Origin of the sequence: Streptomyces sp. CB03238, from assembly GCF_002099185.1 — a bacterium.
Lineage (GTDB): Bacteria > Actinomycetota > Actinomycetes > Streptomycetales > Streptomycetaceae > Streptomyces.
This window is the reverse complement of the sequence record NZ_NBCN01000001.1, coordinates 195,302-220,640: the sequence shown is the minus strand read 5'-3', so window position 1 is coordinate 220,640 and position 25,339 is coordinate 195,302. Positions and strand designations below refer to the sequence as shown.

The following is a 25,339-nucleotide window of genomic DNA, read 5'->3' as shown; positions in this document are numbered from 1 at the left end:
CCGAGGAGGCGGAGGCGGGGGAACGTTCTGCGCTGTGTCACAAGCTGGTCCCTTCGACGGGCGTCGCAACTGCGGGCTTGTGCAACCGAACGGTCACCATCCGTACCGCGCACCCCAGGGCCGGTCAAGGTGTAGACCACTCTGGAATGTCCGGGGGGTCCGCACCGCGAAACAGGCGGTTCTCAAGCAACTCTGACCAAATCGGACCCGCCTTTAACCCACCACTGCCCGATATCGGGCAGGATTGTTGCCATTCGCATCCCGCTCCTTCAATATCTACGAGTGCTCGAACACCGCCCGTCGCACGACGACCTCATCGACCACCTGGTCCGCAGCACCGCGCTCCAGCGCGGTGAGGCCGCCCGGGTGGTGCTCGACGTGCTGGCGTACTTCGACGAGACGACCGAGGAGTTCGTCCGCCGCCGCCACCGCGAACTGCAGTCCGGCGGCGCGGTGAACTCCGCGATCTTCGAGCGCATCGCGGCCGAACTGCCGCACCGCGCCGTGGCGCCACCGGAGCTCTCACTCCGGCAGCTGCGCCGCATCATCTACGGCTGAGCACACACCACGAACCTGGAGGGGCAACACTTTATGTGCGGAATTGTCGGTTATATCGGTAAGCGTGATGTGGCTCCGCTGCTGCTGGAGGGTCTGGCGCGGCTGGAGTACCGGGGGTACGACTCGGCGGGCATGGTGATCACCAGCCCGAAGTCCACCGGTCTGAAGATGGTCAAGGCCAAGGGCCGGGTCCGTGACCTGGAGGCCCGCGTCCCCAAGCGCTTCACCGGCACCACCGGCATCGCCCACACCCGCTGGGCCACCCACGGCGCCCCCAGCGACATCAACTCGCACCCGCACATGGACCCCGAGAACAAGGTCGCGGTCGTCCACAACGGCATCGTCGACAACGCTGCCGAGCTGCGCGCCAAGCTCGAGGCGGACGGTGTCGTCTTCGCCTCCGAGACCGACACCGAGGTCCTCACCCACCTGATCGCCCGCTCCCAGGCCGAGACCCTGGAGGAGAAGGTCCGCGAGGCGCTCAAGGTCGTCGAGGGCACGTACGGCATCGCCGTCATGCACGCCGACTTCAACGACCGCATCGTCGTCGCCCGCAACGGCTCCCCGGTCGTCCTCGGCATCGGCGAGAAGGAGATGCTGGTCGCCTCCGACATCGCCGCGCTGATCGCCCACACCCGCCAGATCGTCACCCTCGACGACGGCGAGATGGCCACCCTCAAGGCCGACGAGTTCCGTACGTACACCACCTCCGGCACGCTGACCACCGCGACGCCCGAGACCGTGGAGTGGGAGGCCGCCTCCTACGACATGGGCGGCCACGACACGTACATGCACAAGGAAATCTCGGAGCAGGCCGACGCCGTGGACCGTGTCCTGCGCGGCCGCATCGACGAGAAGTTCTCCACCGTCCACCTCGGCGGCCTGAACCTGGACGCCCGCGAGGCCCGTGGCATCCGCCGCGTCAAGATCCTCGGCTGCGGCACCTCGTACCACGCCGGCATGATCGGCGCCTCGCTCATCGAGGGCCTGGCCCGCATCCCGGCCGACTCCGAGCCGGCCTCCGAGTTCCGCTACCGCAACCCGGTCGTGGATCCCGACACCCTGTACATCGCCGTCTCGCAGTCCGGTGAGACGTACGACGTGCTGGCCGCCGTCCAGGAGCTGAAGCGCAAGGGCGCGCGGGTGCTCGGTGTCGTCAACGTGGTGGGCTCCGCGATCGCCCGCGAGGCGGACGGCGGCGTGTACGTGCACGCCGGCCCGGAGGTCTGCGTCGTCTCCACCAAGTGCTTCACCAACACGGTCGTCGCCTTCGCGCTGCTCGCCCTGCACCTGGGCCGCATCCGCGACCTCTCGGTCGCCGACGGCAAGCGGATCATCGAGGGCCTGCGCAAGCTGCCCGGCCAGATCCAGGAGATCCTCGAGGGCGAGGAGGACATCAAGAAGCTCGCCGCCGAGTACGCGGACGCCAAGTCGATGATGTTCATCGGCCGTGTCCGGGGCTACCCGGTCGCGCTGGAGGCCTCCCTGAAGCTCAAGGAGATCTCCTACATCCACGCCGAGGCGTACCCGGCCTCCGAGCTCAAGCACGGCCCGCTGGCCCTCATCGAGCCCGCGATGCCGACCGTCGCGATCGTCCCGAACGACTCCCTGCTGGAGAAGAACCGCGCCGCGATGGAGGAGATCAAGGCCCGCAGCGGCAAGATCCTCGCGGTCGCGCACCAGGAGCAGGAGAAGGCCGACCACACGATCCTCGTCCCGAAGAACGAGGACGAGCTGGACCCGATCCTCATGGGCATCCCGCTCCAGCTCCTCGCCTACCACACCGCCCTGGCCCTGGGCCGCGACATCGACAAGCCGCGCAACCTCGCGAAGTCCGTCACGGTCGAGTAGATCCCGCCACTGACGGCCGAAGCGGCAATTGAGCAACCCCCGCGTCGAGCAACCACGCCCGCGAGAGCGGCGCCGGTTCAGGCGCAAAGGGGGCCGACCCCCGGCGCGTGCCACCAACGCGCCGGGGGTCGCCCTTTTCGTACGGCCGGTGCCGCCCTTGCACCGGCCTCGTGGCCGCTTCAGCCGGTGGCCGTCACACCCCGGCCGGCGGCGCGCCCTTGGAACGTCGGCCACTTGGCGAGCGACGCCGTCGCGCCGTACCAGGCGCCGAGGCCCGCGAGTGCGGCGGCCCAGCCGCCGATCTGGCCGAGCGCGGAGGCGTCCGCGAAGGAGCCGACGCCGGAGAGCAGCAGGGAGAGGGTCAGCAGTCCGTACACGCCCTGCCCGAGCAGCCCGCTGCCGGAGGCGGCCGCCGTCAGGCTGAGCGACAGCATGGCCCACAGGACCATGAACAGTCCGCCGGCTTCCGCGGAGACCCCGGAGCCCACGCCGGTGCCCCAGGCGAACCAGAAGGCGCCGAGGCCGGCGAAGGCGGTGCCGGTACGGCCGTTGCCCGCGCGCAGTTCGAAGAGGCCTGCGACGAAGAGGGCGACCCCGCCGACCCAGGTCGCGAGAGCCGCGGCGTCGGAGGCCGCGACGTTGTCGATCACACCGGTGCTGCCGACGCCGAACGCCAGCAGGGTCAGGCCGAGTGCGAGGTGGCCGAGAGTGGAGGTGGTGCTCCCCGCAGAGACGTCGTTGTCCACGGCGGGCTCCCTTCATGCTCATGTGCAGTTGTGCTGCTTCCCAGCCACCTGGATATACCCTTCACAAGCGCACAACCCACCTGCCGAGACGGCCGAATTTCGCCCAAGCGGAAGGAAATTGACGGCATATCACCGGCGGATAACGGCAGGGCTACGGGATGACGACGACCGGCCGCTGCGCGCGCCGCGCCAGTCGGCCGGCGACCGAACCGAAGATGCGGCCGACGATGCCGTGCGTGGAGCCGACGACGATGGCGTCGGCCGAATACTCGCGACCGACCTCTTCCAGCTCGTGGCAGATGTCGCCGCCGCGCTCGACGAGGATCCACGGCACCTCGGACAGGTAGTCCGCGCAGGCCAGCTCCAGCCCGAGCACCTCGGTGCGGTGGTCGGGTACGTCGACGAAGACGGGCGGCTCACAGCCGGCCCACACGGTGGTGGGCAGCCGGTTCGCCACGTGCACGATGATCAGGCCCGAACCGGACCGCCGGGCCATGCCGATGGCGTACGCGAGCGCCCGCTCGCTGGAGGTCGAGCCGTCGAAGCCGACGACCACCCCGTGCTGGAAGGCGGGATCGCAGGAGTGGCGCGTCTCGTCCGCCGCGAGGGGGTCGACCGGGGAATCGGCGACCTGCCTGCGGTCCGCGGGTTCAGGGATTTCGTGACCGGCCATCGGTGTCTCGGCGAAGAAGGTCCTCTTGAGAAGGAGCAGGGGTCCAACGGTTGGCGGTGGAGGTGTGTCCGGGAACCATCTTCCCAACCGCATACCCCCAAGGGTACGGCGGCACTCCTCCGCTGCCCAGTGCCCGCCACCCTGCCGCGGCGGTCACACGGCGTTCCAGGGAGCATGCACGAGCCCGCCCCGTATGGCAATGCCGCATGCCCCCTACAGCCGTCCCCCGCCCCACGCGCCACAGGCCCCACCGCCCCCGGCACCCCCTCCCCACCAGCACGAACCCGCCCCGGACGCCCCCCGGCCGGCCGGGGGCCGCCGCGCCGCCCCACACCCCCAAGCACCCCGGACGCCACCGCGCCACCCGCACGCCCCCAGCAGCCCCGGACGCCGGCCGACCGGTCACGGCACGCGAGCCACCGCCGGGCCCCACCCGGACGCCCCCACCCGGCCACCCCCGCCCGAGCCCCCGGACGGCCACCGCACCGCAGACACGCCCCGGGCCGCCGCCCGACCGGCCCCCGCCACCAACCGCCCCACCTGCCCGGACACACCCCCGGGCCCCACCCGTTCGGGGCGACGCACCCAGCACCCCCACTCACACCGCCGCGCCCAGCCAGGACGGTGCGCCCACGCCGACCGCCCCGCGCCGCCGACACAACCCCGGCCGCGAGCCCGCCACCCGCCCGGGCTCCGCGCCACGCCCACCTGCCCGCGGTCCGGGCCACGCCGCCCAGCCGGGTCGCCCACCCGAGGTCCCGCCGCCACCCCACCCGCCTGGGCCCCGGACCGGGCACCCCGCCGCCGGCCCCGCCGGCCCGGGGCGAGCGGGGCACCCACACCGCCGGCCCTCGCCCGCCCAGGCGGGGTCGGCCGCCGACCCACCGCGTCTGCCCGACGCACACCGCCCGGCCCAGCCGGGAAGGGCACAAGCCCGTCGGGCCCCCCGGGTGCCCATCCGGGCCGGCACCGCGCCGGAGGAGGGACCGCTGTCCGAGTCCGCCCGCACGCCCCGGCGGCGGCCCACCTGGGCCTGCGGGGCGCCGGCCCGCGAGGGTGCGGGCTGTCGACCGCCGCCCCGGCCATCCGGGGGCCCGAGGCAGTGACCGGGGCGGCCGGTTGTCGTTGGCCACTCGGTCCGACCGGTCATACCGCAGCCGCCGGCCGCAGCAACAGTTCGCAGCCGCAGCCCGCAGCCATCAGGGAGCTTCCGTGCCCGCACGCCCGTCCGCCCCGGCCCCGTCGTCCGCATCCGACTCGGCGAGCGATGTGGTCCGCTGGGCGGCCTTCAGCTGTGCCCTGGTCCCCGTCGTCCTCCTCGTGTACGGCACGTCCTTCGGCGGCGCGGCCGGGACCGCTCTCGGGCTGGCCGCCGTGACCACCGCCTGCCGGGTGCTGCTGCGCCGTTCGGAGCGGGTCGCCGAGGCGAGCGGCCGGCGGCAGAACGTCCCGCACCGCGGGGGCCGGCACTCACGGTCGGGTGCGGGGGCGCACCGTGGAGGCCGTCACGGGGCGGGGTGTGCGCCCGGAGACTGACGGGTTCGCACACGCGCGCCCGTATGTTTTCAGCCAACTTCGGCCCGGACGGCATTCCTTGCCAGAATGGCCTGTCAACCCCCTTGTCACCAGGCAGGAAAGGACCGACGGGGCTGCTCGCACCCTACGCGGATGGGCCATGCACGTGAGGCGCACTTCCCTCCGCGGCCCACGAGTGGAACGCTTCGTGATCGAATGCTTCGCGCCAAGTTGCCTTGTCGACATAGTGCTGGATGCGGAACTTGTCACTCCGGCGCCACGGGACACAGTAGATTCGATCATGACTATCGAAGACTGGGGACTCGTGCAAAACCGAGGGGAAACGTGCAGGAGCGACAGGACCTAGGAGACGCGAACACCGAGGGGGGCTTAGCGTCATGAGCCAGGACTCCGCCGCACCGGAGACCGGACGCAAACTGTCCGGACGGCGCCGCCGCGAGGTCGTCGCAGTGCTGCTGTTCAGCGGCGGCCCCATCTTCGAGAGTTCGATCCCACTCTCGGTGTTCGGGATTGACCGCCAGGACGCCGGAGTTCCGCGCTACAGGCTGCTCGTCTGCGCGGGCGAGGACGGACCGCTGCGGACCACCGGCGGGCTCGAACTGACCGCGCCGTACGGGCTGGAGGCCATCAGCCGGGCCGGCACCGTCGTCGTACCAGCCTGGCGGTCGATCACCTCGCCGCCACCGGCCGAGGCGCTCGACGCGCTGCGCCGGGCGCACGAGGAGGGCGCCCGCATCGTCGGCCTGTGCACCGGCGCGTTCGTGCTCGCCGCCGCCGGTTTACTGGACGGCCGGCCCGCCACCACGCACTGGATGTACGCGCCGACGCTCGCCAAGCGCTACCCGTCGGTCCATGTGGACCCGCGGGAGCTGTTCGTCGACGACGGCGACGTACTGACCTCCGCCGGAACGGCGGCCGGAATCGACCTCTGTCTGCACATCGTGCGCACGGACCACGGCACCGAGGCGGCCGGGGCACTCGCCCGCCGACTCGTCGTACCGCCCCGGCGCAGCGGCGGACAGGAGCGGTATCTCGACCGGTCGCTGCCCGAGGAGATCGGCGCCGACCCGCTCGCCGAGGTGGTCGCCTGGGCCCTGGAGCACCTGCACGAGCAGTTCGACGTGGAGACGCTCGCGGCCCGCGCGTACATGAGCCGGCGGACCTTCGACCGGCGCTTCCGCTCACTGACGGGGTCCGCCCCGCTCCAGTGGCTGATCACCCAGCGGGTGCTCCAGGCGCAGCGGCTGCTGGAGACGTCCGACTACTCGGTCGACGAGGTGGCGGGCCGCTGCGGCTTCCGCTCGCCCGTCGCGCTGCGCGGGCACTTCCGCCGCCAGCTGGGCTCCTCGCCCGCCGCGTACCGGGCCGCCTACCGGGCCCGGCGCCCACAGGGCGACTCCGCAGGCCCGTCGGGGTCGTCGGGACCGTCGTCGGCCGTCGTGGAGTCCATGGTGCCCTCCCAGGTGCCGCCGACGGCGAGACGGGCGGCCGCGGCGTCCACCGCGACGGGCCCGACGGCGACCTCCGCGGCCCCGCCCGAGCACCACGGCAGGCCGCACGCGGACGCCTTCGGCGGCCGGGCGGCCCTTCCGGGCCAGCGCAGCGCGCCGTAGCAGGACCGGGGGACACCCGCGTACCGCCGTGGAGGGGCGGTCGCTGAGGGGGTGCGGGAGCGCACCCCCTCAGCGACCGCCCCTCTAAGGTAGGACGCATGAACGATCGCATGGTGTGGATCGACTGCGAGATGACCGGGCTCTCGCTGACGGATGACGCACTTATCGAGGTGGCCGCACTGGTCACCGACTCGGAACTGAACGTACTCGGTCAAGGTGTGGACATCGTGATCCGCCCGCCGGACGCGGCGCTGGAGACCATGCCGGACGTGGTGCGCCAGATGCACACCGCCTCCGGCCTCCTGGACGAGCTCCCCAACGGCACCACCCTCGCCGACGCCGAGGAGCAGGTCCTCGCCTACGTACGCGAACACGTCAAGGAGCCCGGCAAGGCTCCGCTGTGCGGGAACTCGGTCTCCACGGACCGCGGGTTCCTGCTGCGTGACATGCCGACGCTGGAGGACTACCTCCACTACCGGATCGTCGATGTCTCCTCGGTCAAGGAGCTGGCTCGCCGCTGGTACCCGAGGGCGTACTTCAACAGTCCGGAGAAGGCCGGCAACCACCGGGCGCTCGCCGACATCCGTGAGTCCATCGCCGAGCTGCGCTACTACCGCGAGGCCATCTTCGTCCCGCAGCCCGGCCCCGACTCCGACACGGCGAAGCAGATCGCCGCGCGCCACGTCCTGCCCGAGTAGCGCGGCCGCCGGCCCGCCCGTCCGAAAGGCGGGAGCGAGCACCCTCTCGGACCCTGTACACTTTTTCTCGGCCGGTCGGGAAAAAGACCGGTCGTGGTGGGTATAGCTCAGCTGGTAGAGCACCTGGTTGTGGTCCAGGATGTCGCGGGTTCGAGTCCCGTTACTCACCCTGATCGACGCAAGGGCTGACCTGTGAAAACGGGTCAGCCCTTCGTCATGTCCAGGCAGTGTGTCCAGCAGCGGGAGGGCGACCGGATGGTGATCAGGGAATGCCGGGACCACGACGTCGAGCTGCTCGACCGGCACATACCCTCCCCCGGCGCTCCCTCACCCGGGGTCCTCTCCTCCCACGCCCGCCGGTACGCCCGCCAGGCGGCCGGGGACGGGACGTTCCTCGTCGCCTGGCGCGACGGCCGGCCCGTCGGGACCTGCGAGGTGCGGTGGGACGGATGCGCGGCGCCGGAGGTACGGGCGGTGTGCGGTGAGGACTGCCCGGAGATCAACGGGCTCGTCGTGTGGCCCGAGTCGTTGCGCTCGCACGGGATCGGCACCGCCCTCGTCCACGCCGCCGAGGAACGCGCGCGTGAGCGGGGACGGGCGCGGATCGGGCTGGGGGTGGAGGGCGGCAACCGGCGGGCGGCGGCGTTGTACGCGCGCCTGGGCTACCGGCCGGTCGTCCCGTACACCGACCGCTGGTCCTACGAGGACGCCGAGGGCACCGTGCACCGGATGGCGGACGCCTGCACGTTCCTGGTGAAAGCCCTGACGCCTGGCACATGAACATTGCGGCAACGTTTCTCCGAGTGGTGGCGACTGTGACGTACGCAACACGTCCCTCTCCCCCACAGGAGGAATCGTGCACCACCCGCAGAACCGGATCCCCCGCACGAGACGCCGCTCCATCCTCATCGCCACCGCCGTCCTCTGTGCCATGTACGCCTCCCCGCACGCGTCCCCCGCCGGGGCGGCCGAGGCCGCCGCCGCCCGGCAGGTCGAGCGGCTCGACCGGGGCGTCGTCAGCGTCCACACCGGAACCGGCAACCTGGTCGGCTGGCGGTGGCTCGGCACCGACCCGGACGACGTGGCGTTCAACGTCTACCGCGCCGGTACGAAGGTGAACGCCACGCCCGTCACCGGCTCCACCACCTACTTCCACCCCGGCGCGCCCAGCCACGCCGACTACACGGTCCGCGCGGTCGTCGGCGGCGTGGAGCAGGGCGACTCCGTGCACGCCGTGCAGTTCCGCGGCGGCTACAAGGACGTGCCCATCACCCGGCCCGCCGGGGGCACGACGCCCGACGGGGTCGCGTACACGTACGAGGCGAACGACGCGTCCGTCGGCGACCTCGACGGGGACGGCGCCCTGGACTTCGTACTCAAGTGGCAGCCCACCAACGCCAAGGACAACGCGCACTCCGGTTACACCGGCAACACGATCGTCGACGGCATCCGGCTCGACGGCACCCGGCTGTGGCGGATCGACCTGGGGCGCAACATCCGCTCCGGCGCGCACTACACACAGTTCCAGGTGTACGACTACGACGGCGACGGGCAGGCCGAGGTCGCCATGAAGACGGCCGACGCGACCGTGGACGGTACGGGGAGGACCATCGGGAGCGCCTCCGCCGATCACCGCAACAGCAGCGGGTACGTGCTCACGGGCCCGGAGTACCTCACCATGTTCAACGGCCGCACCGGCGCCGCCATGGGGACGGTCGACTACGTGCCCGCGCGCGGCAACGTGGCGTCGTGGGGGGACAGTTACGGCAACCGGGTCGACCGGTTCCTCGCCGGGACCGCGTACCTGGACGGCGTCCGGCCCTCGCTCATCATGGCGCGCGGTTACTACACCCGGTCCGTGATCGCGGCCTGGGACTGGCGCGGCGGGCAGTTCACCCGGCGCTGGACCTTCGACTCCAGCTCCTCCACCAACGCCGGCAAGGGGTACGACGGGCAGGGCAACCACAGCCTGTCCGTCGCGGACGTGGACGGCGACGGGCGGGACGAGATCGTGTACGGGGCGATGACCGTCGACGACAACGGCAACGGGCTGTGGACGACGAGGCTCGGGCACGGCGACGCCGGCCATGTCGGGGACCTCAACCCCGCCCGCGCCGGGCTGGAGTACTTCAAGGTGTCCGAGGACAGCTCCAAGCCCGGCTCCTGGATGGCCGACGCCCGTACCGGTCAGGTCCTGTGGCAGACCGCCACGGGCGGCGACAACGGCCGGGGCGTGTCCGCCGACGTCCACGCGGGCTCCCCCGGCGCTGAGTCCTGGTCGGCGACCGACACCACGCTCAGGTCACCGACCGGGGCGTCGCTCGGCCGGGAGCCGTCCAGCATCAACTTCGTCAGCTGGTGGGACGGCGACACCACCCGTGAGCTGCTGGACGGCACCCGGATCGACAAGTACGGCACGGGCGGGGACACCCGGCTGCTGACCGGCGCCTCCGTCGCGTCCAACAACGGGACCAAGGCCACCCCGGCGCTGTCCGGCGACATCCTCGGCGACTGGCGCGAGGAGGTCGTGTGGCGTACGTCGGACAACCGGGCGCTGCGGATCTACTCGACGCCGTACGACACGACGACCCGGATCACGACGCTGCTGCACGACACCATGTACCGCACGGGGCTGGCGTGGCAGAACACCGCCTACAACCAGCCCCCGCACCCGAGTTTCCCCATCGGGGCCGGGATGCCCACGGCACCCCGGCCGACGGTTGTCACCCCGGTCACTACCCCGTAGCGTCGCCGTAGATGATGCCGCGGCCGTTGGTCGCCACGTACACCCGGCTGTAGACGCGGGGGTCGCCGGTAATGGCGGCCCCCGTCCAGCCCCACTGGTGGGCGTCGTCGTTGATGCGCACCCAGCTCGCCCCGGCGTCCGTGGAGCGGAAGATGCCGCGTACGCCGCCGATCTTCGCGCTGGTGTAGAGGGCCTGGTACGTGGCGCCGGGCGCGGCCTTGCCGAAGCCGATGGTGTCGGCCTGCTCGACGCCGCTCACCTTGGTGAAGGTCGCGCCCGCGTCGGTGGAGCGCCACAAGCCGTACGTACTCGTCGGGGATCCGCCCGCGAGCCAGATGTCGCCGCTCCGGCCGGGCACCGCCTGGAAGCGGACGTTCCCGGTGGCGGGCAGGCCCGTGGCCCTGGCACTGAAGGAGAGACCGCCATCCGTACTGACGTAGAAGGTCCCGTTCTTGAAGCCGTAGAACCTCTTCGCGTCGACCCGGTCGGCCTCGACGGTCGCGCCGGCCGGGATGCCCTGCGACGGGGTCCAGGAGGTGCCGAAGCCGGCCGTGGTGTGGACGGCCGCGCCGTCCGGGCTCCACACGAACCGGCTGCCGTCGGCCGCCGCGGCGACCGTGCCGCCGCCGGAGACACCGGAAGGCTCCTGCCCCGCCCACCAGTTGGCGCCGTTGTCCGTGGAGAAGGCGATACGCGGTCCGCCGTCGAGGTTGCCGACGCGTACGACCGTGTTCGGGTTGGCCGCGGCGTAGTCGAGGCTGGTGGTGGAGGTGAAGTTGGGGGAGGTGAACATCATGGACGGCACCTTGGTGACGTCGGTGTGGCGGAAGCCTCCGATGTCGCCGAGCGCGCTGATCAGCGGGGCGCCGGAGGGCGGCGAGACCAGGTCGAGGACGGCGGTCTCCTCCAGGCCCTGGACCATCGGCTTGATGGTGACCTTGCCGCCGCTGTCCCAGGCGGTGAGGTTCTCGGTGCCGTAGATGGTGGCACCCGTCCCGTACATCATGCGGTTGGAGTCGAACGGGTCGATCTCCAGCGCCTCCGTCATCCAGCCGAGTTTCGGGGTCTGTTCGGGCGGGGACGGGTTGGCGCCCCAGGTGAGCCAGGGGGAGGACGAGACGTCCATGGTGTAGCGGTTGGTGCGGTTGGGGTACGAGGTGTACTCCCACGCCCGCGTCCAGTTCGCGCCGCTGTCCGTGGTGCGGAAGATCTGCGTGTCGGGCCACCAGGAGCTGTAGCCGGTGACCATGACGGTGCCGGGCTTGCGGCGGTCGACGCTCAGGCCGCTGAAGCCGTAGTAGGCCTCGGGGTCGGGGGTGATGTCCTGCCAGGTGCCGGTCCTGGTGGCGTACCGCCACACGGCGCCCTTGCCGCCGTCGTACGGGCCTCCCGTGTCGCTGTACGCCAGGTAGAGGTGGCCGTTCGCCGCGTCGAGGACGCCCTTGTGGGCGAGGAGGCCGGTGGGCTGACCGGGCAGGCGGGTCCAGGTGGCGCCCGCGTCGGTGGAGCGGTAGACGGCGTTGGCCTTGTCGGCGACACCGACGTAGATCGTCTTGGTGGCGCTGCCACGGGTGCCGGTCGTCTCGTCGAAGGTGACCCAGACGATGCCCTGGTTGTCGGAGGCGTAACCGCTGGTGTCGGACGGGTCCTGGGCGTAGTTGCCGGGGTTGGGGAACGCGGTGACCTGCGACCAGGTGGCGCCCGCGTCGGTGGAGCGCCACAGGCCCTTGCCGCTGGGCGCGCCGAGGTACAGCACGCTGTTGCGGTTGGGGTCGACGGCGAGGCGCTCGCCCATGCCGCGGCCGGGCATGTTGCCGCCGAGCTTGAAGGGGAGGTCGGCCTTGCGCCAGGTGGCACCGCGGTCGGTGGAGCGGAGGACGGCGCCGTTGCCGGGGTCCCAGCTGTTGGTGTACGTGCCGACGGCGGCGTACACCCGGTTGGGGGCGACGGAGTCGGAGGCGAGGCTGACGACGCCGGTGTGGCCCCAGTCGTCCCAGCCGACGTGGTCGAGCAGCGGGGTCCACGTCCTGGTCGCCTGCTGCCAGCGGTAGGCGCCGCCGATGTCGGTGCGGGCGTAGGCGAGGTTCTTCTCGGCGCGGTTGAAGACGATGCCGGGGACGAAGCCGCCGCCGTCGACGCGGACGTTCTTCCAGGAGTACGCGGCCGCTTGTGGGCCCGCCGTAGCTGCTGGTGGCGCGGCGGTCAGCAGGCCGGCGGCGAGCGCCAGGCCGAGGAGCAGGTTTCGCGTTCTGCGCACGGGGGCTTCCTCTCGGACGTGGGGGTCCGCGGCGGGCCGTGGGCAGCCCGGCCCGCCTTGGTTTGTCGCGTCATGCACAAGCCTTGAACCAGTGGGAGCGCTCCCACTATGAGGAGAGGGGGGCGAGGGGTCAAGGTGCTTGAAGAGTCGAAGAAAATCGAATGCGAAATTCGACGGCCCCTCTGTTCCATGACGGAACTTGCCGCTACGGTCTGCTGCACCAGTGGGAGCGGTTCCATTCAGTCGGCGCAGGGTCAGATGCGCGCCCGAGCTGCGAGGAGTCGCTCATGCGCCATCCCCCGCACGTACGCCCCGGTAGCAGGCAGGGCCCTTGCACGCGGTTCGGGCCACCGGGCGCTCGCCCCTCCCACCACCCGCCGCGACTCACGACGCACCACTCCGTGGCGGGCGACTTCGGCGAGCCCGTACGCGGGGTCCTCGTAACCCGGGCCCTCGTACCTCATCTGATCAGCGACGACGACGGCACACCCCCGCACATATCCGTCACGACCGAGAGGTATCACCGGACATGAGCCGCACCAGAGCCGCCGCACCACCTACGCCTTCCCGTACGTCCTCCCGTACGACTTCCCGTACGCCCTCCCGCCGCCGCACCGCCTTGCTGGCCGCCTGCACCATGATCGCGGCGACCGGCGCCACCGCCACCGCGCTCAGCACCTCCGCCGGCGCGGCCGCCCCCGGCTGCACCGTCAACTACCAGGTCACCAACCAGTGGAACACCGGCTTCGGCGCCAACGTCACCGTCACCAACACCGGTGACCCGGTCAGCTCCTGGACCCTGGAGTGGACCTACGCGGGCAACCAGCGCATCACCCAGTCCTGGAACGCCACCACCACGCAGTCCGGCGCCGCCGTCACGGCCAGGAACGTGTCGTACAACGGCAGCCTGGCCACCGGCGGTTCCACCTCCTTCGGCTTCAACGCCTCGTACAGCGGCACCAACGCCGTCCCCACGACGTTCAAGCTGAACGGCGTCACCTGCAACGGCGGCCCGACCGACCCGCCGGACCCGACCGACCCGCCGACCGACCCGCCGCCCTCCGGGAGCCGCGTCGACAACCCGTACGCCGGCGCCAAGGTGTACGTGAACCCCGAATGGTCCGCCAAGGCCGCCGCCGAGCCGGGCGGCACCCGCGTCTCCAACCAGCCGACCGGCGTCTGGCTGGACCGCATCGCCGCCATCAACGGTGTGAACGGCGGCATGGGCCTGCGCGCCCACCTCGACGAGGCACTGCGCCAGAAGGGCACCGGCGAACTCGCCATCCAGCTCGTCATCTACAACCTGCCGGGCCGCGACTGCGCCGCGCTCGCCTCCAACGGCGAGCTGGGCCCGACGGAGATCGACAAGTACAAGACGCAGTACATCGACCCGATCGCCGCGATCCTCGCCGACCCCAAGTACGCGGGCCTGCGCATCGTCACGACCGTCGAGATCGACTCCCTGCCCAACCTGGTCACCAATGTGTCCGGCCGCCCGACCGCCACGCCCAACTGCGACGTGATGAAGGCGAACGGCAACTACGTCAAGGGCGTCGGGTACGCGCTGAACAAGCTCGGCGCGGTCGGCAACGTCTACAACTACGTGGACGCCGGCCACCACGGCTGGCTCGGCTGGGACGACAACTTCAACGCCTCCGCCGAACTGTTCAAGCAGGCGGCGACCGCCGAGGGCTCGACGGTCTCCAAGGTGCACGGCTTCATCGTCAACACGGCCAACTACAGCGCGCTGAAGGAGGACCACTTCAAGATCGAGGACACGGTCAACGGCGTGTCCGTACGCCAGTCGAAGTGGGTCGACTGGAACCGGTACACCGACGAGCTGTCGTACGCCCAGGCCATGCGCGCCAAGCTGGTCTCGCTCGGCTTCGACCAGAAGCTCGGCATGCTGATCGACACCTCCCGCAACGGCTGGGGCGGCACGGCCCGCCCGACCGGCCCCGGCGCGACGACCAACGTCGACACGTACGTCAACGGCGGCCGTTACGACCGGCGCATCCACCTCGGCAACTGGTGCAACCAGGCGGGCGCCGGTCTCGGCGAGCGCCCGAAGGCCGCTCCGGCGGCGGGCATCGACGCGTACGTGTGGATGAAGCCGCCGGGCGAGTCGGACGGGGCGAGCAGCGAGATCCCGAACGACGAAGGCAAGGGCTTCGACCGGATGTGCGACCCGACCTACACGGGCAACCCGCGCAACGGCAACAACCTTTCGGGCGCCCTGCCCAACGCCCCGCTCTCGGGCAAATGGTTCTCGGCCCAGTTCCAGGAGCTGATGAAGAACGCCCACCCGGCGCTCTGACCCCCGCTCCCTGACGCCCACTCCCTGACCCCCGCCCCCGGCCGGCCGCCCAGCGCCCGCCCGGGGGCGGGACACTCGGGCCATCCACACGCCTGAGCCCTGGCCCTTGGCCCAGGCCCCAGGACCGGCTCCGGTCAAGCACCCTCGGCCCCGGGAACGGACCGTCCGGTATCGGTCACCGTTCCGGGCCAGCCCCCATGCCTCAGCCCCCGGCCCCAGAACCGGCTCCGGTCAAGCACCCTCGGCCCCTGGCCCCAGGCCCCAGAACCGGCTCCGGTCAAGCACCCTGAGCCCCTGGCCCCAGGCCCCAGGACCGGCTCCGGTCAAGCACCCTCGGCCCCTGGGGTGGGCCGTCCGGTATCAGTCACCGTTCCGGGCCAGCCCCCATGCCTCAGCCCCCGGCCCCAGAACCGGCTCCGGTCAAGCACCCTCGGCCCCTGGCCCCAGGCCCCAGGACCGGCTCCGGTCAAGCACCCTGAGCCCCTGGGGTGGGCCGTCCGGTATCAGTCACCGTTCCGGGCCAGCCCCCATGCCTCAGCCCCCGGCCCCAGAACCGGCTCCGGTCAGGCACCCTGAGCCCCGGGGGGGGGCCGTCCGGTCCCGGTCACCGTTCCGGGCCGCCCTCCCTTCCGAGAGTCGCGGGCTCCGGCACCCTGTCAAGGGCGCTTCGCGTCGGCTTCGCCGATGGCCTACGGCCACCCTTGACAGGCCGCCTCCACCCGCGCGTTTTCTCTCGGAGGGCGCCCCCGGGGAGCAGGCATCCCGGAGGGCGCACCGCTCTGCCCGGGTTCGTTGCCGAGGTGGCCCGGCCGGGGCAGGCGCGGCAGTGGAATGGGGCGGTGGCCTCTTGGCTAAGCGGCTGCGGCCCGTCTCCTGGCTAGGGCACAAGACCTCGCTCCGGTGGGTGGTGGGTGCGCCCCAGTGGCATGGGGCATCCGGGCTCGGTCCGGCGACTGCGGGCGGGTGAGTGGTCGGGGTTCCGGCAGGTGGCCGGGGTGGGTGCGGGGTTGGGGCGGGTGGAGCCGAGCGGCCAGGGCACGGCGGGCACCGCGCGGCCAGGACAGCAGGGCCGGGGCGCGGCCTGTCCTCCGACTCGGGCCCGGGACCACAGCCTTCCGGACAGTAAGGCACGGCCAGGTCGGCCTCCAGAAGGGGCGGCCCCTCCAGTCACACCCGTATAGGACCACCGGAGTTGTGGGCGGGATGGGACACCCCGTGCCCGGACGCTCATGGTCGGAAGGTGTCCTACACCGCCCACAACTCCCCAGCCCCGGTGCAGATGTGACGATAGGGGCCCGTGAGGCGTCCTGGTGAGGCAGGCGGGGCCAGGGAGACTTCGAGCCCCGCACACCGCACCCGCAGGACGCCAGACGCCGGCCGTCGTGCCCCGTCACAGGACCAGGTCGGCCCGGTGCCCGGGGCAAGGCCGAGCCCCTCACCTTGAGGAGTCCGGCGGGGGACACCGGTGCCCCGCAAGGTGCTGCCTCCTGTCCGGCACAGGCACGGGGTACGGCCTCCCCGGCCAGCCCCCCGGGGATGCCGGACACGCATCTGCCCCACAGGGCGGGCCCCTCCGGCCCCTCCAGTCCCAGCCGTATCGCCCTGCCGGAGTCGTGGGCGGGATCGGACACCCACAGCCCGCACACCACGGCGAGAAGGTGTCCCACACCGCACACAACACCCCGAACCCGGCGCTGGCGTGACCAAGAAGACGGGTGAGACCTCCCTGCACGGCAGGCGCGGCCCAACCGGGCCCGTGAGACAGCAGGCACGGGCATCCTGCGGCCGGCCACCTGCCGCACCCACGCCTTCGCCCCGCCCACCGGTGGCCGGGCGCCTCTGCCAGGGCGACACCCGGGCCCAGCCACCACCCCACCCCAGCCACCCGCCGGAACCCCCACCCCGCACCCACCCCGCAGCCGCCGGACCGAGCCCGTGCGCCCCATGCCACTGGGGCGCACCCACCACCCACCGAAGCGAGGTCCTGTGCCTCAGCCGAAAGACGAGCCGCAGCCGCTTAGCCCAGCCGCCACCGCCCCATTCCACTGCCGCGCCCCCTCCGGCACCCGCCACCCGGCCACGAACGGCACCGGCCACGTGCGCCCCCCGAGGACCCATCCCCCCGGGCCGCCCTCCGAGTGGGAAAAGGCGGGCGGAGGCGGCCGGTCAAGGGTGGGCGAAGCCCATCGGCGAAGCCGACGCGAAGCGCCCTTGAGGGGGCGCCGGAGCCCGCCACACTCGGAGAGAGGGCGGCCCACACGCCCACCATGACCAGCACGCCCACCCCGAGGGCCGAGGCCCACCCGCCCACCATGACCAGCACGCCCACCCCGAGGGCCGAGGCCCACCCACTCCACCGCCAAGAACAGCACGCCCACCCTCAGGGCCAAGGCCCACCCACTCACACGGTCGCCGTGACACGGGCGTTCAGCCGCCGGGCCCGCGGGTGGCCGGGGCGGAGCGGCCGTTACGTCGAGTCGCGGACCACCAGTTCCGTGGGCAGGATGACCTGGGAGGGTTCCGGTCCCGTGCCGGTGATTTCCTGGAGCAGTATGCGGGCCATGCGGCGGCCCATCTCCTCGATCGGCTGGCGCACGCTCGTCAACGGCGGGTCCATGAGGCGGGCCACCGCCGAGTCGTCGACGCCGATGAGCGCCACGTCGTCGGGGACGCGCCGGCCCGCCTCGCGAAGCACGCTCCGGGCGCCCGCCGCCATGACGTCCGAGGCGGCGAAGACACCGTCCACGTCGGGGCAGCGGTCCAGCAGCTCGCGCATGGCGCGACGGCCGCCCTCCTCGGTGAAGTCGGCGGCGGCGACCAGCCGCTCGTCGGCCGGGAGGCCCGCCGCTTCGATGCCCTGGCGGTAACCGTCCAGGCGGCAGCGCGCCACGTACATGTCGAGCGGTCCCGTGATGGTCGCGATCCGGCGGCGGCCGCGGCCCGTGAGGTGGTCGACGGCCGAGCGGCCGGCGCCCACGTTGTCGGAGTCGACGTAGGCGCCGGGTTCGTCGGCGGACCGGCGGCCGTTGAGCACGGCGGGCAGGCCCAGTTCGCGCGCGAGGTCGGGCAGCGGGTCGTCCCCGTGGATGGAGACGAGCAGGACGCCGTCCACCCGCTGGGCCGACAGGTACTGCTCGAACCGCTGCCGCTCCTTGCTGGACCGGATCAGGGTGAGCAGCAGCTGCATGTCCGCGTCCGCGAGTTCGGCGCTGACGCCCCGGATGATGTCGAGGAAGTACGGCTCGGCGAACAGGCGGGCCTCGGTCTCGGGTATCACCAGGGCGATGGCGTCCGTGCGGGCGCCGGCCAGGGCGCGGGCGGCGCGGTTGGGGACGTACCCCAGCTCGGCGATGGCCTGGCCGACCGCCTCCTTCGCCCGGTCGCTGACCCGCGGCGAGCCGTTGATCACCCGGGACACGGTGCCGCGCCCGACCCCCGCCCGGGCCGCGACCTCCTCCAGCGTGGGCCTGCCGGTCTGCCGTCCGCTCACCGCCATCGGTCTCCCATCGAACGTCGAACGTCGAACCCCGCAATGAGGCAGCGAGGTAGTGACTGTCGTCAACCTAGAGGGTGCCCCCTGCACCGGGGCCAGCGGGAGTACCGGTTCCAAGAACCGGATGTGGGAGCGCTCCCACCGTAGACGAAAGCGCCGCCCGCCGCCACTGACGGGCTTCCGGGGCCGGCGCCCGCCCGCCCGGCACCGGCGATTTTTCACCCATGCCTTGACACCCACCCCCGCCAGGCAGCAACCTTCCGGGCATGGCGGTGTGGGAGCGCTCCCACCGCCCCGCACCGCTGTCCGATACGGCCGCCGCCGAGCCGCTGAAAGCCGACCCGGACCTCCTATGCGCGCACACCAGCACCACCTGGACGAGGAGAGTGGAATGCGCACTTCCAGCAGTACGCGCGGACGCCGCCGCCCCGCATCCGCGGCCGTCGCGGCGCTCTCGGCGCTCACGGCCGGCGCGGTCCTGTTGACCGGCTGCAGCAGCGACGACAGCGGATCCGGCGGGACCACCGGCGACGAGAAGATAACCCTGCGCATCGGGACCTTCGGTTCCTTCGGATACGACAACAAGAACGGCGCCAAGCTCTACGCCGAGTACGAGAAGCTCAACCCGCACATCAAGATCGTCGAGTCGAACGTCGCCGACGGCCAGAAGTACTGGGACACACTGAAGCTGCGCCTCTCCCGCAACAGCGGTCTCGCCGACATCCAGGCCATCGAGGTCGGTTACATCGCCGAGGCCATCGGCCCCGCGATGGCGAGCAAGTGGGTGGACCTGTCGAAGACCGGCGGCGCGGACACCTCCGCCTTCCTGGACTGGAAGGTCAAGCAGGCGACGACGGCCGACGGCGCGGTCATCGGCCTCGGCACCGACATCGGCCCGATGGCCATCTGCTACAACAAGGACCTCTTCGCCAAGGCCAAGCTGCCCACCGACCGCACGCAGGTCGCCAAGCTGTGGGCGGGCGACTGGGCGAAGTTCGTCATCACCGGCAAGACGTACCAGAAGAACGCCCCGGCCGGCACCGCCTTCCACGACTCCGCCAGCGGCCTGTTCAACGCCGTGCTCTCCAGCCAGCCGCAGCAGTACGCCAACGAGAAGGGTGAGCTCGACTACGAGAACAGCCCCGGTGTGCGCAAGGCCTGGGACCTGGCCGTCGAGGCGGCGCAGGCCGGGATCACGGCGAAACTGCGGCAGTTCGACGAGAAGGGCACCTGGAACGCCGGGTTCAAGAACTCGAAGTTCGCGACCGTCGCCTGCCCCAGCTGGATGACCGGCATCATCAAGGACCAGGCGGGTCCCAACAACAAGGGCAAGTGGGACATCGCCACCCCGCCGGTCGCGGGCAACTGGGGCGGTTCCTTCCTCGCCGTACCGAAGGCGGGCAAGCACGCCGAGGAGGCCGCCAAGCTGGCCGCGTGGCTGACGGCTCCGGAGCAGCACGCCAAGGTGTTCGGGGTCAACGGCAACATCCCGTCCACCAAGGACACGCTCGCCTCGGCGACGGTGCAGAACGCCAAGATCCCGTACTTCGGTGACACACCCGTCGGGAAGATCTACTCGGAGGCCGCGGCCGGCATCACGCCCGCGCCGGTCAGCCGTTACGACGGCCAGGTGAAGACCTTCATCACCGACAACGGCATCCTCGACATCGAGCAACGCGGGACCACGCCGGACGCCGCCTGGGAGAACGTCAAGAAGCTGATCGACGACAAGATCGATCAGTAACGCCCCCGCGCCCGGCCGCCCGGCGCTCCCCCGCCGGGCGGCCGGCCCGGCGCCCTGCCCGGCCCAGGGGCCCGTGGTCGTGCCTCGCAGAGGTCGCGGGCCGTGGGCAAGCCGCGCCTGCCCTGTCCGCAGTACGCCACAGGGCCTCGGGTCACCACCGCTGCCGCGCCCCGCGGCCTCCCGCCGACAACGCGCCCCGGCAGCCCGCTCCGCACGACAGGCACCGCACCCACCGCAGGAACGAACGCAACGCACCCACGCACCCACCTGGAAGGACGCCCTCGTGGCCACCTCCGTCAGTGCGGCGGCCGACGGCACGTCGCCGCCCGATCCGCCCGAGCCCGAGCCCGAGCCCTCGCCTCCCGCACCGGCACGACACGCAGGCGGTGGCGGCGGCTGGCGCAGTCGGCTCTACCGCTGGGACCTGAAGGCGACCCCGTACGCCTTCGTGTCGCCCTTCTTCCTCTGCTTCGCGACCTTCGGGCTCTTCCCGCTGGTCTACACGGGCTGGCTCTCGCTGCACCGGGTGGAGCTGGGCGGGGAGGCGCAGTGGCGCGGCTTCGACAACTACACGGGCCTGTGGGACAGCGACTTCTTCTGGAACGCGCTGGCGAACACGTTCACCATCGGTGTCATCTCCACCGTCCCGCAGCTGCTGATGGCGCTGGGCCTGGCCCACCTGCTCAACTACAAGCTGCGCGGCCGGGGGTTCTTCCGGGTCGCGGTGCTCGCTCCGTACGCCACGTCGATCGCCGCCGCGACGCTCGTCTTCGCCCAGCTGTTCAACAGCGACTACGGGCTGATCAACACCGCGCTCGGGTGGGTGGGGTTCGATCCGGTCGACTGGGAGTCGTCCAAGTGGCCGGCGCAGATCGCGATTTCGGTCATCGTCATCTGGCGGTGGACCGGTTACAACGCGCTGATCTACCTCGCCGCGATGCAGGCCGTCCCCCAGGACCTGTACGAGGCCGCGTCGCTCGACGGGGCGTCGCGCTGGCGGCAGTTCATCAGCGTGACCATCCCGTCCATCCGTCCCACGATCCTGTTCACGATCGTGGTCTCGACGATCGGCGCCACCCAGTTGTTCGGTGAGCCGATGCTGTACGGCGGGAGCCTCGGGGTCAGTGGTGGCAGCGGCAACCAGTTCCAGACGCTGAGCCTGCTGATGTACGAGAAGGGCTGGATCACCGGGGCGCTGGGGCAGGCGTCCGCGATCGCCTGGGTGATGCTGCTGATCCTGCTGCTGATCGGCGCGGCCCGGCTGCTCGTCGCCCGCCTGAACAGGGAGACCGGGGAGACCAGGAAGACCGGGGAGACCAGGAAGACCGGGGGGACCACCACGTGAAGATCACGCAGACGGCGGGGCGCCAGCACCACGCGGGCCCGCTGACGTACGTCCTGCTGGGCCTGGCGGCCCTGGTGTCGCTCTTTCCGCTGTACTGGAACCTCGTCGCCGCCTCGCACACCGGTGAGCGGGTGGTCGAGGCGCCGGCGCCGCTGCTGCCGGGGCCGCACCTGCTCGACAACCTCACCTTCGCCTGGAACCAGGTGGACATGGGTGAGGCGCTGGTCAACACCACGGTCGTGGCGGGTCTGGTGGCGGCGTCGACCGTCGTGTTCTCCACGCTCGCCGGGTTCGCCTTCGCCAAGCTGCCGTTCCGGGGCCGCAACGCGCTGCTCGCGCTGGTGGTGGCGACGATGACGATTCCGCCGCAGCTCAGCGTCATCCCGCTGTACCGGATCATCACCGACCTGGGGTGGGTGGACCAGCTCCAGTCCGTCGTCCTTCCGTCCCTGGTGGCGGCCTTCGGCGTGTTCTTCATGCGGCAGTACCTGCTGGAGGCGCTGCCCGTGGAGCTGGTGGAGGCGGCGCGGGTGGACGGTGCGCACAGCCTGCGCATCATCTGGCACGTCGTGTTCCCCGTCGCCCGGCCCGCCATGGCCGTGCTGGGCATGCTCGTCTTCGTCCAGGCCTGGAACGACTTCTTCTGGCCGTTCATCGCGCTGACGCCGGACGGCAATCCGACCCTTCAGGTGGCGCTGGCCGGTCTCGGCTCGGGGAATCACACCATCAACCAGGCGATCGTGCTGACCGGCGCGTTGCTCTCCACCGTGCCGCTGCTGCTGGTCTTCGCGCTGCTCGGCAAGCACATCGTGGGTGGGATCACCTCGGGCGCGGTCAAGAACTGACCGCGCCCGGCCGATTCCGTACGTACTGAACCGAACATCCCTGCACCCCTCTTCTGCGTTGGGAGCGCTCCCGAATGACTGCGTCCGATTCCTTGCCGCTCACGGCAACCCGCCGGTTTCCGCCCGGTTTCCTGTGGGGCGCGGCCACCGCCGCGTACCAGATCGAGGGGGCGGCGGCCGAGGACGGCCGTACCCCGTCCATCTGGGACACCTTCGCCCGTACGCCCGGGAAGGTCTTCGAGGGCCATACGGGGGATGTGGCGGTCGACCACTACCACCGGTTCCATGAGGACGTACGGCTCATGGCGGACCTGGGCCTGACCGCGTACCGCTTCTCGGTGTCGTGGTCGCGCGTGCAGCCGACCGGGCGCGGTCCGGCCGTCCAGAAGGGCCTGGATTTCTACCGCCGGCTGGTGGACGACCTGCTCGCGCACGGCATCGAGCCGGTCCTGACGCTGTACCACTGGGACCTGCCACAGGAGCTGGAGGACGCGGGCGGCTGGCCGCACCGCGCGACCGCCGAGCGGTTCGCCGAGTACGCGGGGCTCGTCGCCGGTGCGCTCGGTGACCGTGTCGGGCGCTGGACGACGCTCAACGAGCCGTGGTGCACGGCGTTCCTCGGGTACGGCTCCGGCGTGCACGCCCCGGGGCGCACCGACCCGGTGGCCGCCCTGCGCGCCGCGCACCACCTGAACCTGGGGCACGGGCTGGCGATCCAGGCGTTGCGTGCCGCGCTGCCGCCGCGCGCCCAGATGTCCGTCTCGCTCAACCTGCACGAGCTGCGGCCGCTCACGTCGGCGCCCGAGGACGTGGACGCGGTGCGCAGGATCGACGCGGTCGGCAACCGGATCTGGCTCGGGCCCATGCTGAACGGGGCCTATCCGGAGGACCTGCTGAGGGACACCGCCCACCTCACGGACTGGTCCTTCGTCCGTCCGGGTGACCTCACCGACATCAACCAGCTCCTGGACACCCTGGGCATCAACTACTACACGCCCACCGTGGTGGCGGCGTCGCACGAGGGCGCCGAGGCCCCGCGCAACGACGGCCACGGCGCGAGCGCGTACTCGCCCTGGCCGGGCTCGGAGGACGTCGCCTTCCACCAGCCGCCCGGTGAGCGGACCGCGATGGGCTGGGCGGTGGACCCGACGGGCCTGTACGACCTGCTGCTGCGGGTGGCCGGTGAGCACCCGGGCCTGCCGTTGCTGATCACCGAGAACGGCGCGGCGTTCGAGGACGAGGTCGCCGCCGACGGTTCGGTCCACGACCCGCGGCGCCTGGCGTACGTGCACGGCCATCTGGAGGCGGTGCACCGGGCGATCGAGGACGGGGCGGACGTACGGGGCTACTTCCTGTGGTCGCTGCTGGACAACTTCGAATGGGCGTACGGCTACGCCAAGCGGTTCGGCGCGGTGCACGTCGACTACCAGACACAGCGGCGTACGCCGAAGTCGACGGCCCACTGGTACGCGCGCGTGGCGCGGTCCGGGGAACTGCAGGCGATCGACGCGGTCTCTGACGCGGTCTCTGACGCCGTCTGACGCTGCTCTTCTCATCACGGCCCCGGCGCGAAACCGCCGGGGCCTCGGTGCGTCGCGCCGCCGTTTGCGTACAGAATCGGCTCATGCGCGCACCTACCCTCCGAAAAAGGGCCCTGATGCTCGCGGCCGTCGTGGCGCTCGGTGCCCTGCCGGCCGCCGGCTGCGCCGGCAACGGGAACGCCGGCCGCACCACCCTCACCGTGGGCCTCTTCGGGTCGTTCGGGTACGAGGAGGCCGGTCTGTACGACGAGTACATGCGGCTGAACAAGGACGTCGTCATCGAGCAGACGTCCATCCAGCGCAACGAGAACTACTACCCGCAGCTCCTCACCCACCTCGTCAGCGACAGTGGCCTCGCCGACATCCAGGCCGTCGAGGCCATCAACATCGCGGAGGTCACCGCCACCCAGGCGGACAAGCTCGAGGACCTGGGCGCGGCGGAAGGCGTGCGACGGGAGGACTTCCTGCCGTGGAAGTGGGCGCAGGCGACCACCGGGGACGGCCGTACGGTCGGGCTCGGCACCGACATCGGGCCGCAGGGCATCTGCTACCGCAAGGACCTGTTCGCCAGGGCCGGTCTGCCCACCGACCGGGAGGCGGTGAGCCGGCTGTGGGCGGGCGACTGGCGCAAGTACCTGGAGGCGGGCAAGCGGTACCGGGACCGGGCCCCGGCGGGCACCTCCTTCGTGGACTCGGCGTCCGGGGTCCTGTCGGCCGTCACGGGCGGCAGCGCGCGCCGGTTCTACGACGAGGACGGCACCGTCGTCTACAAGACGAACCCGGCCGTGCGGGAGGCGTGGGACATCGCGGCCTCGTTCGCGACGGAGGGCCTGACGGCCCGGCTCCAGCAGTTCACGCCCGCGTGGGACCAGGCGTACGCGAACGGCACCTTCGCCACCGTTTCCTGCCCCGCCTGGATGCTCGGCTACATCGAGGACAAGGCGGGCCCGGCGGGCGAGGACAAGTGGGACGTGGCGGCCGCGCCCAGGCCGAGCAACTGGGGCGGCTCCTTCCTCGTCGTACCGAAGTCCGGCAGGCACCGGGCGGAGGCGGTGCGGCTGGCGGCGTGGCTGACGGCGCCCGCGCAGCAGGCGAAGCTGTTCCAGCGGCGCGGCAGCTTCCCGAGCGCGTCCGCCACGCACGCCCTCCCGGCGGTGGCCGGGGCCCGGCACCCGTATTTCGGTGACGCCCCGATCGGCCGGATCTACACCCGTGCCGCCCAGGGCGTCCCGGTGACGATCCTCGGCCCGAAGGACCTGGTCATCGCCCAGAACCTGGCCGACGTCGGCATGCTCCAGGTCGACCAGAAGGGCCGGCGGCCCGAGGACGGCTGGGACGCGGCGGTCAGGACCATCGACAACGCACTGGACCTGTGA

General features: G+C 71.6%; 17 protein-coding genes and 1 tRNA gene. 14 read left to right on the top strand and 4 right to left on the bottom strand.

Annotated elements, in window-relative coordinates; all coding sequences use genetic code 11:
* The first annotated feature begins 282 nt into the window (after positions 1 to 282).
* Together BKD26_RS01010 and glmS are read left to right on the top strand one after the other, a co-directional pair.
* Positions 283 to 558, top strand: coding sequence for a hypothetical protein (locus tag BKD26_RS01010; protein WP_084894705.1), 276 nt, complete (start codon positions 283 to 285; stop codon positions 556 to 558).
* Between the two features lie 33 nt (positions 559 to 591).
* Positions 592 to 2,409, top strand: coding sequence for a glutamine--fructose-6-phosphate transaminase (isomerizing) (gene glmS, locus BKD26_RS01005; RefSeq protein WP_084894703.1), 1,818 nt, complete (start codon positions 592 to 594; stop codon positions 2,407 to 2,409).
* Between the two features lie 179 nt (positions 2,410 to 2,588).
* Here glmS and BKD26_RS01000 read toward each other — a convergent pair whose 3' ends face one another.
* Both BKD26_RS01000 and BKD26_RS00995 read right to left on the bottom strand, forming a co-directional pair.
* Complete coding sequence (locus tag BKD26_RS01000; RefSeq protein ID WP_084894700.1) at positions 2,589 to 3,155, bottom strand: GPR1/FUN34/YaaH family transporter; 567 nt, start codon at positions 3,153 to 3,155, stop codon at positions 2,589 to 2,591.
* A gap of 151 nt (positions 3,156 to 3,306) precedes the next feature.
* Positions 3,307 to 3,828 carry a universal stress protein gene (locus BKD26_RS00995; RefSeq protein WP_073750871.1) on the bottom strand — a complete coding sequence of 174 codons (522 nt, stop codon included), beginning with the start codon at positions 3,826 to 3,828 and terminating at the stop codon, positions 3,307 to 3,309.
* Positions 3,829 to 5,040: 1,212 nt separating this feature from the next.
* Between BKD26_RS00995 and BKD26_RS00990 the strand changes: the two genes are divergently transcribed.
* The 6 genes from BKD26_RS00990 (at position 5,041) to BKD26_RS00965 (ending at position 10,421) form a co-directional block, all read left to right on the top strand.
* Entirely contained in the window at positions 5,041 to 5,364 is a 324-nt protein-coding gene (locus tag BKD26_RS00990) for a hypothetical protein (RefSeq protein ID WP_084894698.1), read from the top strand.
* A 377-nt stretch (positions 5,365 to 5,741) separates the two neighbouring features.
* Entirely contained in the window at positions 5,742 to 6,977 is a 1,236-nt protein-coding gene (locus BKD26_RS00985) for a helix-turn-helix domain-containing protein (RefSeq protein ID WP_084894696.1), read from the top strand.
* A 98-nt stretch (positions 6,978 to 7,075) separates the two neighbouring features.
* Positions 7,076 to 7,675, top strand: a complete 600-nt coding sequence (orn, locus tag BKD26_RS00980; protein ID WP_073750865.1) for an oligoribonuclease — start codon at positions 7,076 to 7,078, stop codon at positions 7,673 to 7,675.
* Positions 7,676 to 7,771: 96 nt separating this feature from the next.
* Positions 7,772 to 7,844: transfer RNA gene (locus BKD26_RS00975), tRNA-His, on the top strand.
* An 86-nt stretch (positions 7,845 to 7,930) separates the two neighbouring features.
* Positions 7,931 to 8,455, top strand: a complete 525-nt coding sequence (locus BKD26_RS00970) for a GNAT family N-acetyltransferase (protein ID WP_084894694.1) — start codon at positions 7,931 to 7,933, stop codon at positions 8,453 to 8,455.
* Between the two features lie 151 nt (positions 8,456 to 8,606).
* Positions 8,607 to 10,421, top strand: coding sequence for a rhamnogalacturonan lyase (locus BKD26_RS00965; protein WP_179166379.1), 1,815 nt, complete (start codon positions 8,607 to 8,609; stop codon positions 10,419 to 10,421).
* On the opposite strand, the gene BKD26_RS00960 is transcribed toward BKD26_RS00965, so the two are convergent.
* Positions 10,411 to 12,678, bottom strand: a complete 2,268-nt coding sequence (locus tag BKD26_RS00960) for a xyloglucanase (RefSeq protein ID WP_277622317.1) — start codon at positions 12,676 to 12,678, stop codon at positions 10,411 to 10,413. The two genes, BKD26_RS00965 and BKD26_RS00960, sit on opposite strands and share 11 nt — an antisense overlap.
* 637 nt (positions 12,679 to 13,315) lie before the next feature.
* On the opposite strand from BKD26_RS00960, the gene BKD26_RS00955 reads away from it, so the two are divergent.
* Positions 13,316 to 14,995, top strand: coding sequence for a glycoside hydrolase family 6 protein (locus BKD26_RS00955; protein WP_241518517.1), 1,680 nt, complete (start codon positions 13,316 to 13,318; stop codon positions 14,993 to 14,995).
* Positions 14,996 to 17,462: 2,467 nt separating this feature from the next.
* Here the strand turns inward: BKD26_RS00955 and BKD26_RS00950 are convergent.
* Positions 17,463 to 18,491, bottom strand: a complete 1,029-nt coding sequence (locus tag BKD26_RS00950) for a LacI family DNA-binding transcriptional regulator (protein WP_084894690.1) — start codon at positions 18,489 to 18,491, stop codon at positions 17,463 to 17,465.
* 388 nt (positions 18,492 to 18,879) lie between these two features.
* On the opposite strand from BKD26_RS00950, the gene BKD26_RS00945 reads away from it, so the two are divergent.
* From BKD26_RS00945 to BKD26_RS00925, 5 genes are all read left to right on the top strand, one after another.
* Positions 18,880 to 20,232, top strand: coding sequence for an ABC transporter substrate-binding protein (locus tag BKD26_RS00945; RefSeq protein WP_084894688.1), 1,353 nt, complete (start codon positions 18,880 to 18,882; stop codon positions 20,230 to 20,232).
* 283 nt (positions 20,233 to 20,515) lie between these two features.
* On the top strand, positions 20,516 to 21,577 hold the full coding sequence (locus BKD26_RS00940; RefSeq protein ID WP_084894686.1) for a sugar ABC transporter permease: 1,062 nt from the start codon (positions 20,516 to 20,518) through the stop codon (positions 21,575 to 21,577).
* Positions 21,574 to 22,422 carry a carbohydrate ABC transporter permease gene (locus tag BKD26_RS00935; protein WP_084894684.1) on the top strand — a complete coding sequence of 283 codons (849 nt, stop codon included), beginning with the start codon at positions 21,574 to 21,576 and terminating at the stop codon, positions 22,420 to 22,422. The genes BKD26_RS00940 and BKD26_RS00935 overlap by 4 nt, the downstream gene beginning before the upstream one ends.
* Before the next feature lie 74 nt (positions 22,423 to 22,496).
* Positions 22,497 to 23,963 carry a GH1 family beta-glucosidase gene (locus tag BKD26_RS00930; protein WP_084894682.1) on the top strand — a complete coding sequence of 489 codons (1,467 nt, stop codon included), beginning with the start codon at positions 22,497 to 22,499 and terminating at the stop codon, positions 23,961 to 23,963.
* 83 nt (positions 23,964 to 24,046) lie between these two features.
* Positions 24,047 to 25,339 (top strand): extracellular solute-binding protein, encoded by a 1,293-nt coding sequence (locus tag BKD26_RS00925; RefSeq protein WP_084894680.1) that lies wholly within the window; start codon positions 24,047 to 24,049, stop codon positions 25,337 to 25,339.

Excerpts from the sequence above, each read along its gene's own strand:
- glmS (WP_084894703.1), top strand. The coding sequence starts at position 592 with ATGTGCGGAATTGTCGGTTATATCGGTAAGCGTGATGTGGCTCCGCTG.
- BKD26_RS00995 (WP_073750871.1), bottom strand. The coding sequence starts at position 3,828 with ATGGCCGGTCACGAAATCCCTGAACCCGCGGACCGCAGGCAGGTCGCC.
- BKD26_RS00985 (WP_084894696.1), top strand. The coding sequence starts at position 5,742 with ATGAGCCAGGACTCCGCCGCACCGGAGACCGGACGCAAACTGTCCGGA.
- orn (WP_073750865.1), top strand. The coding sequence starts at position 7,076 with ATGAACGATCGCATGGTGTGGATCGACTGCGAGATGACCGGGCTCTCG.
- BKD26_RS00970 (WP_084894694.1), top strand. The coding sequence starts at position 7,931 with ATGGTGATCAGGGAATGCCGGGACCACGACGTCGAGCTGCTCGACCGG.
- BKD26_RS00965 (WP_179166379.1), top strand. The coding sequence starts at position 8,607 with ATGTACGCCTCCCCGCACGCGTCCCCCGCCGGGGCGGCCGAGGCCGCC.
- BKD26_RS00955 (WP_241518517.1), top strand. The coding sequence starts at position 13,316 with ATGATCGCGGCGACCGGCGCCACCGCCACCGCGCTCAGCACCTCCGCC.
- BKD26_RS00950 (WP_084894690.1), bottom strand. The coding sequence starts at position 18,491 with ATGGCGGTGAGCGGACGGCAGACCGGCAGGCCCACGCTGGAGGAGGTC.
- BKD26_RS00945 (WP_084894688.1), top strand. The coding sequence starts at position 18,880 with ATGCGCACTTCCAGCAGTACGCGCGGACGCCGCCGCCCCGCATCCGCG.
- BKD26_RS00930 (WP_084894682.1), top strand. The coding sequence starts at position 22,497 with ATGACTGCGTCCGATTCCTTGCCGCTCACGGCAACCCGCCGGTTTCCG.
- BKD26_RS00925 (WP_084894680.1), top strand. The coding sequence starts at position 24,047 with ATGCGCGCACCTACCCTCCGAAAAAGGGCCCTGATGCTCGCGGCCGTC.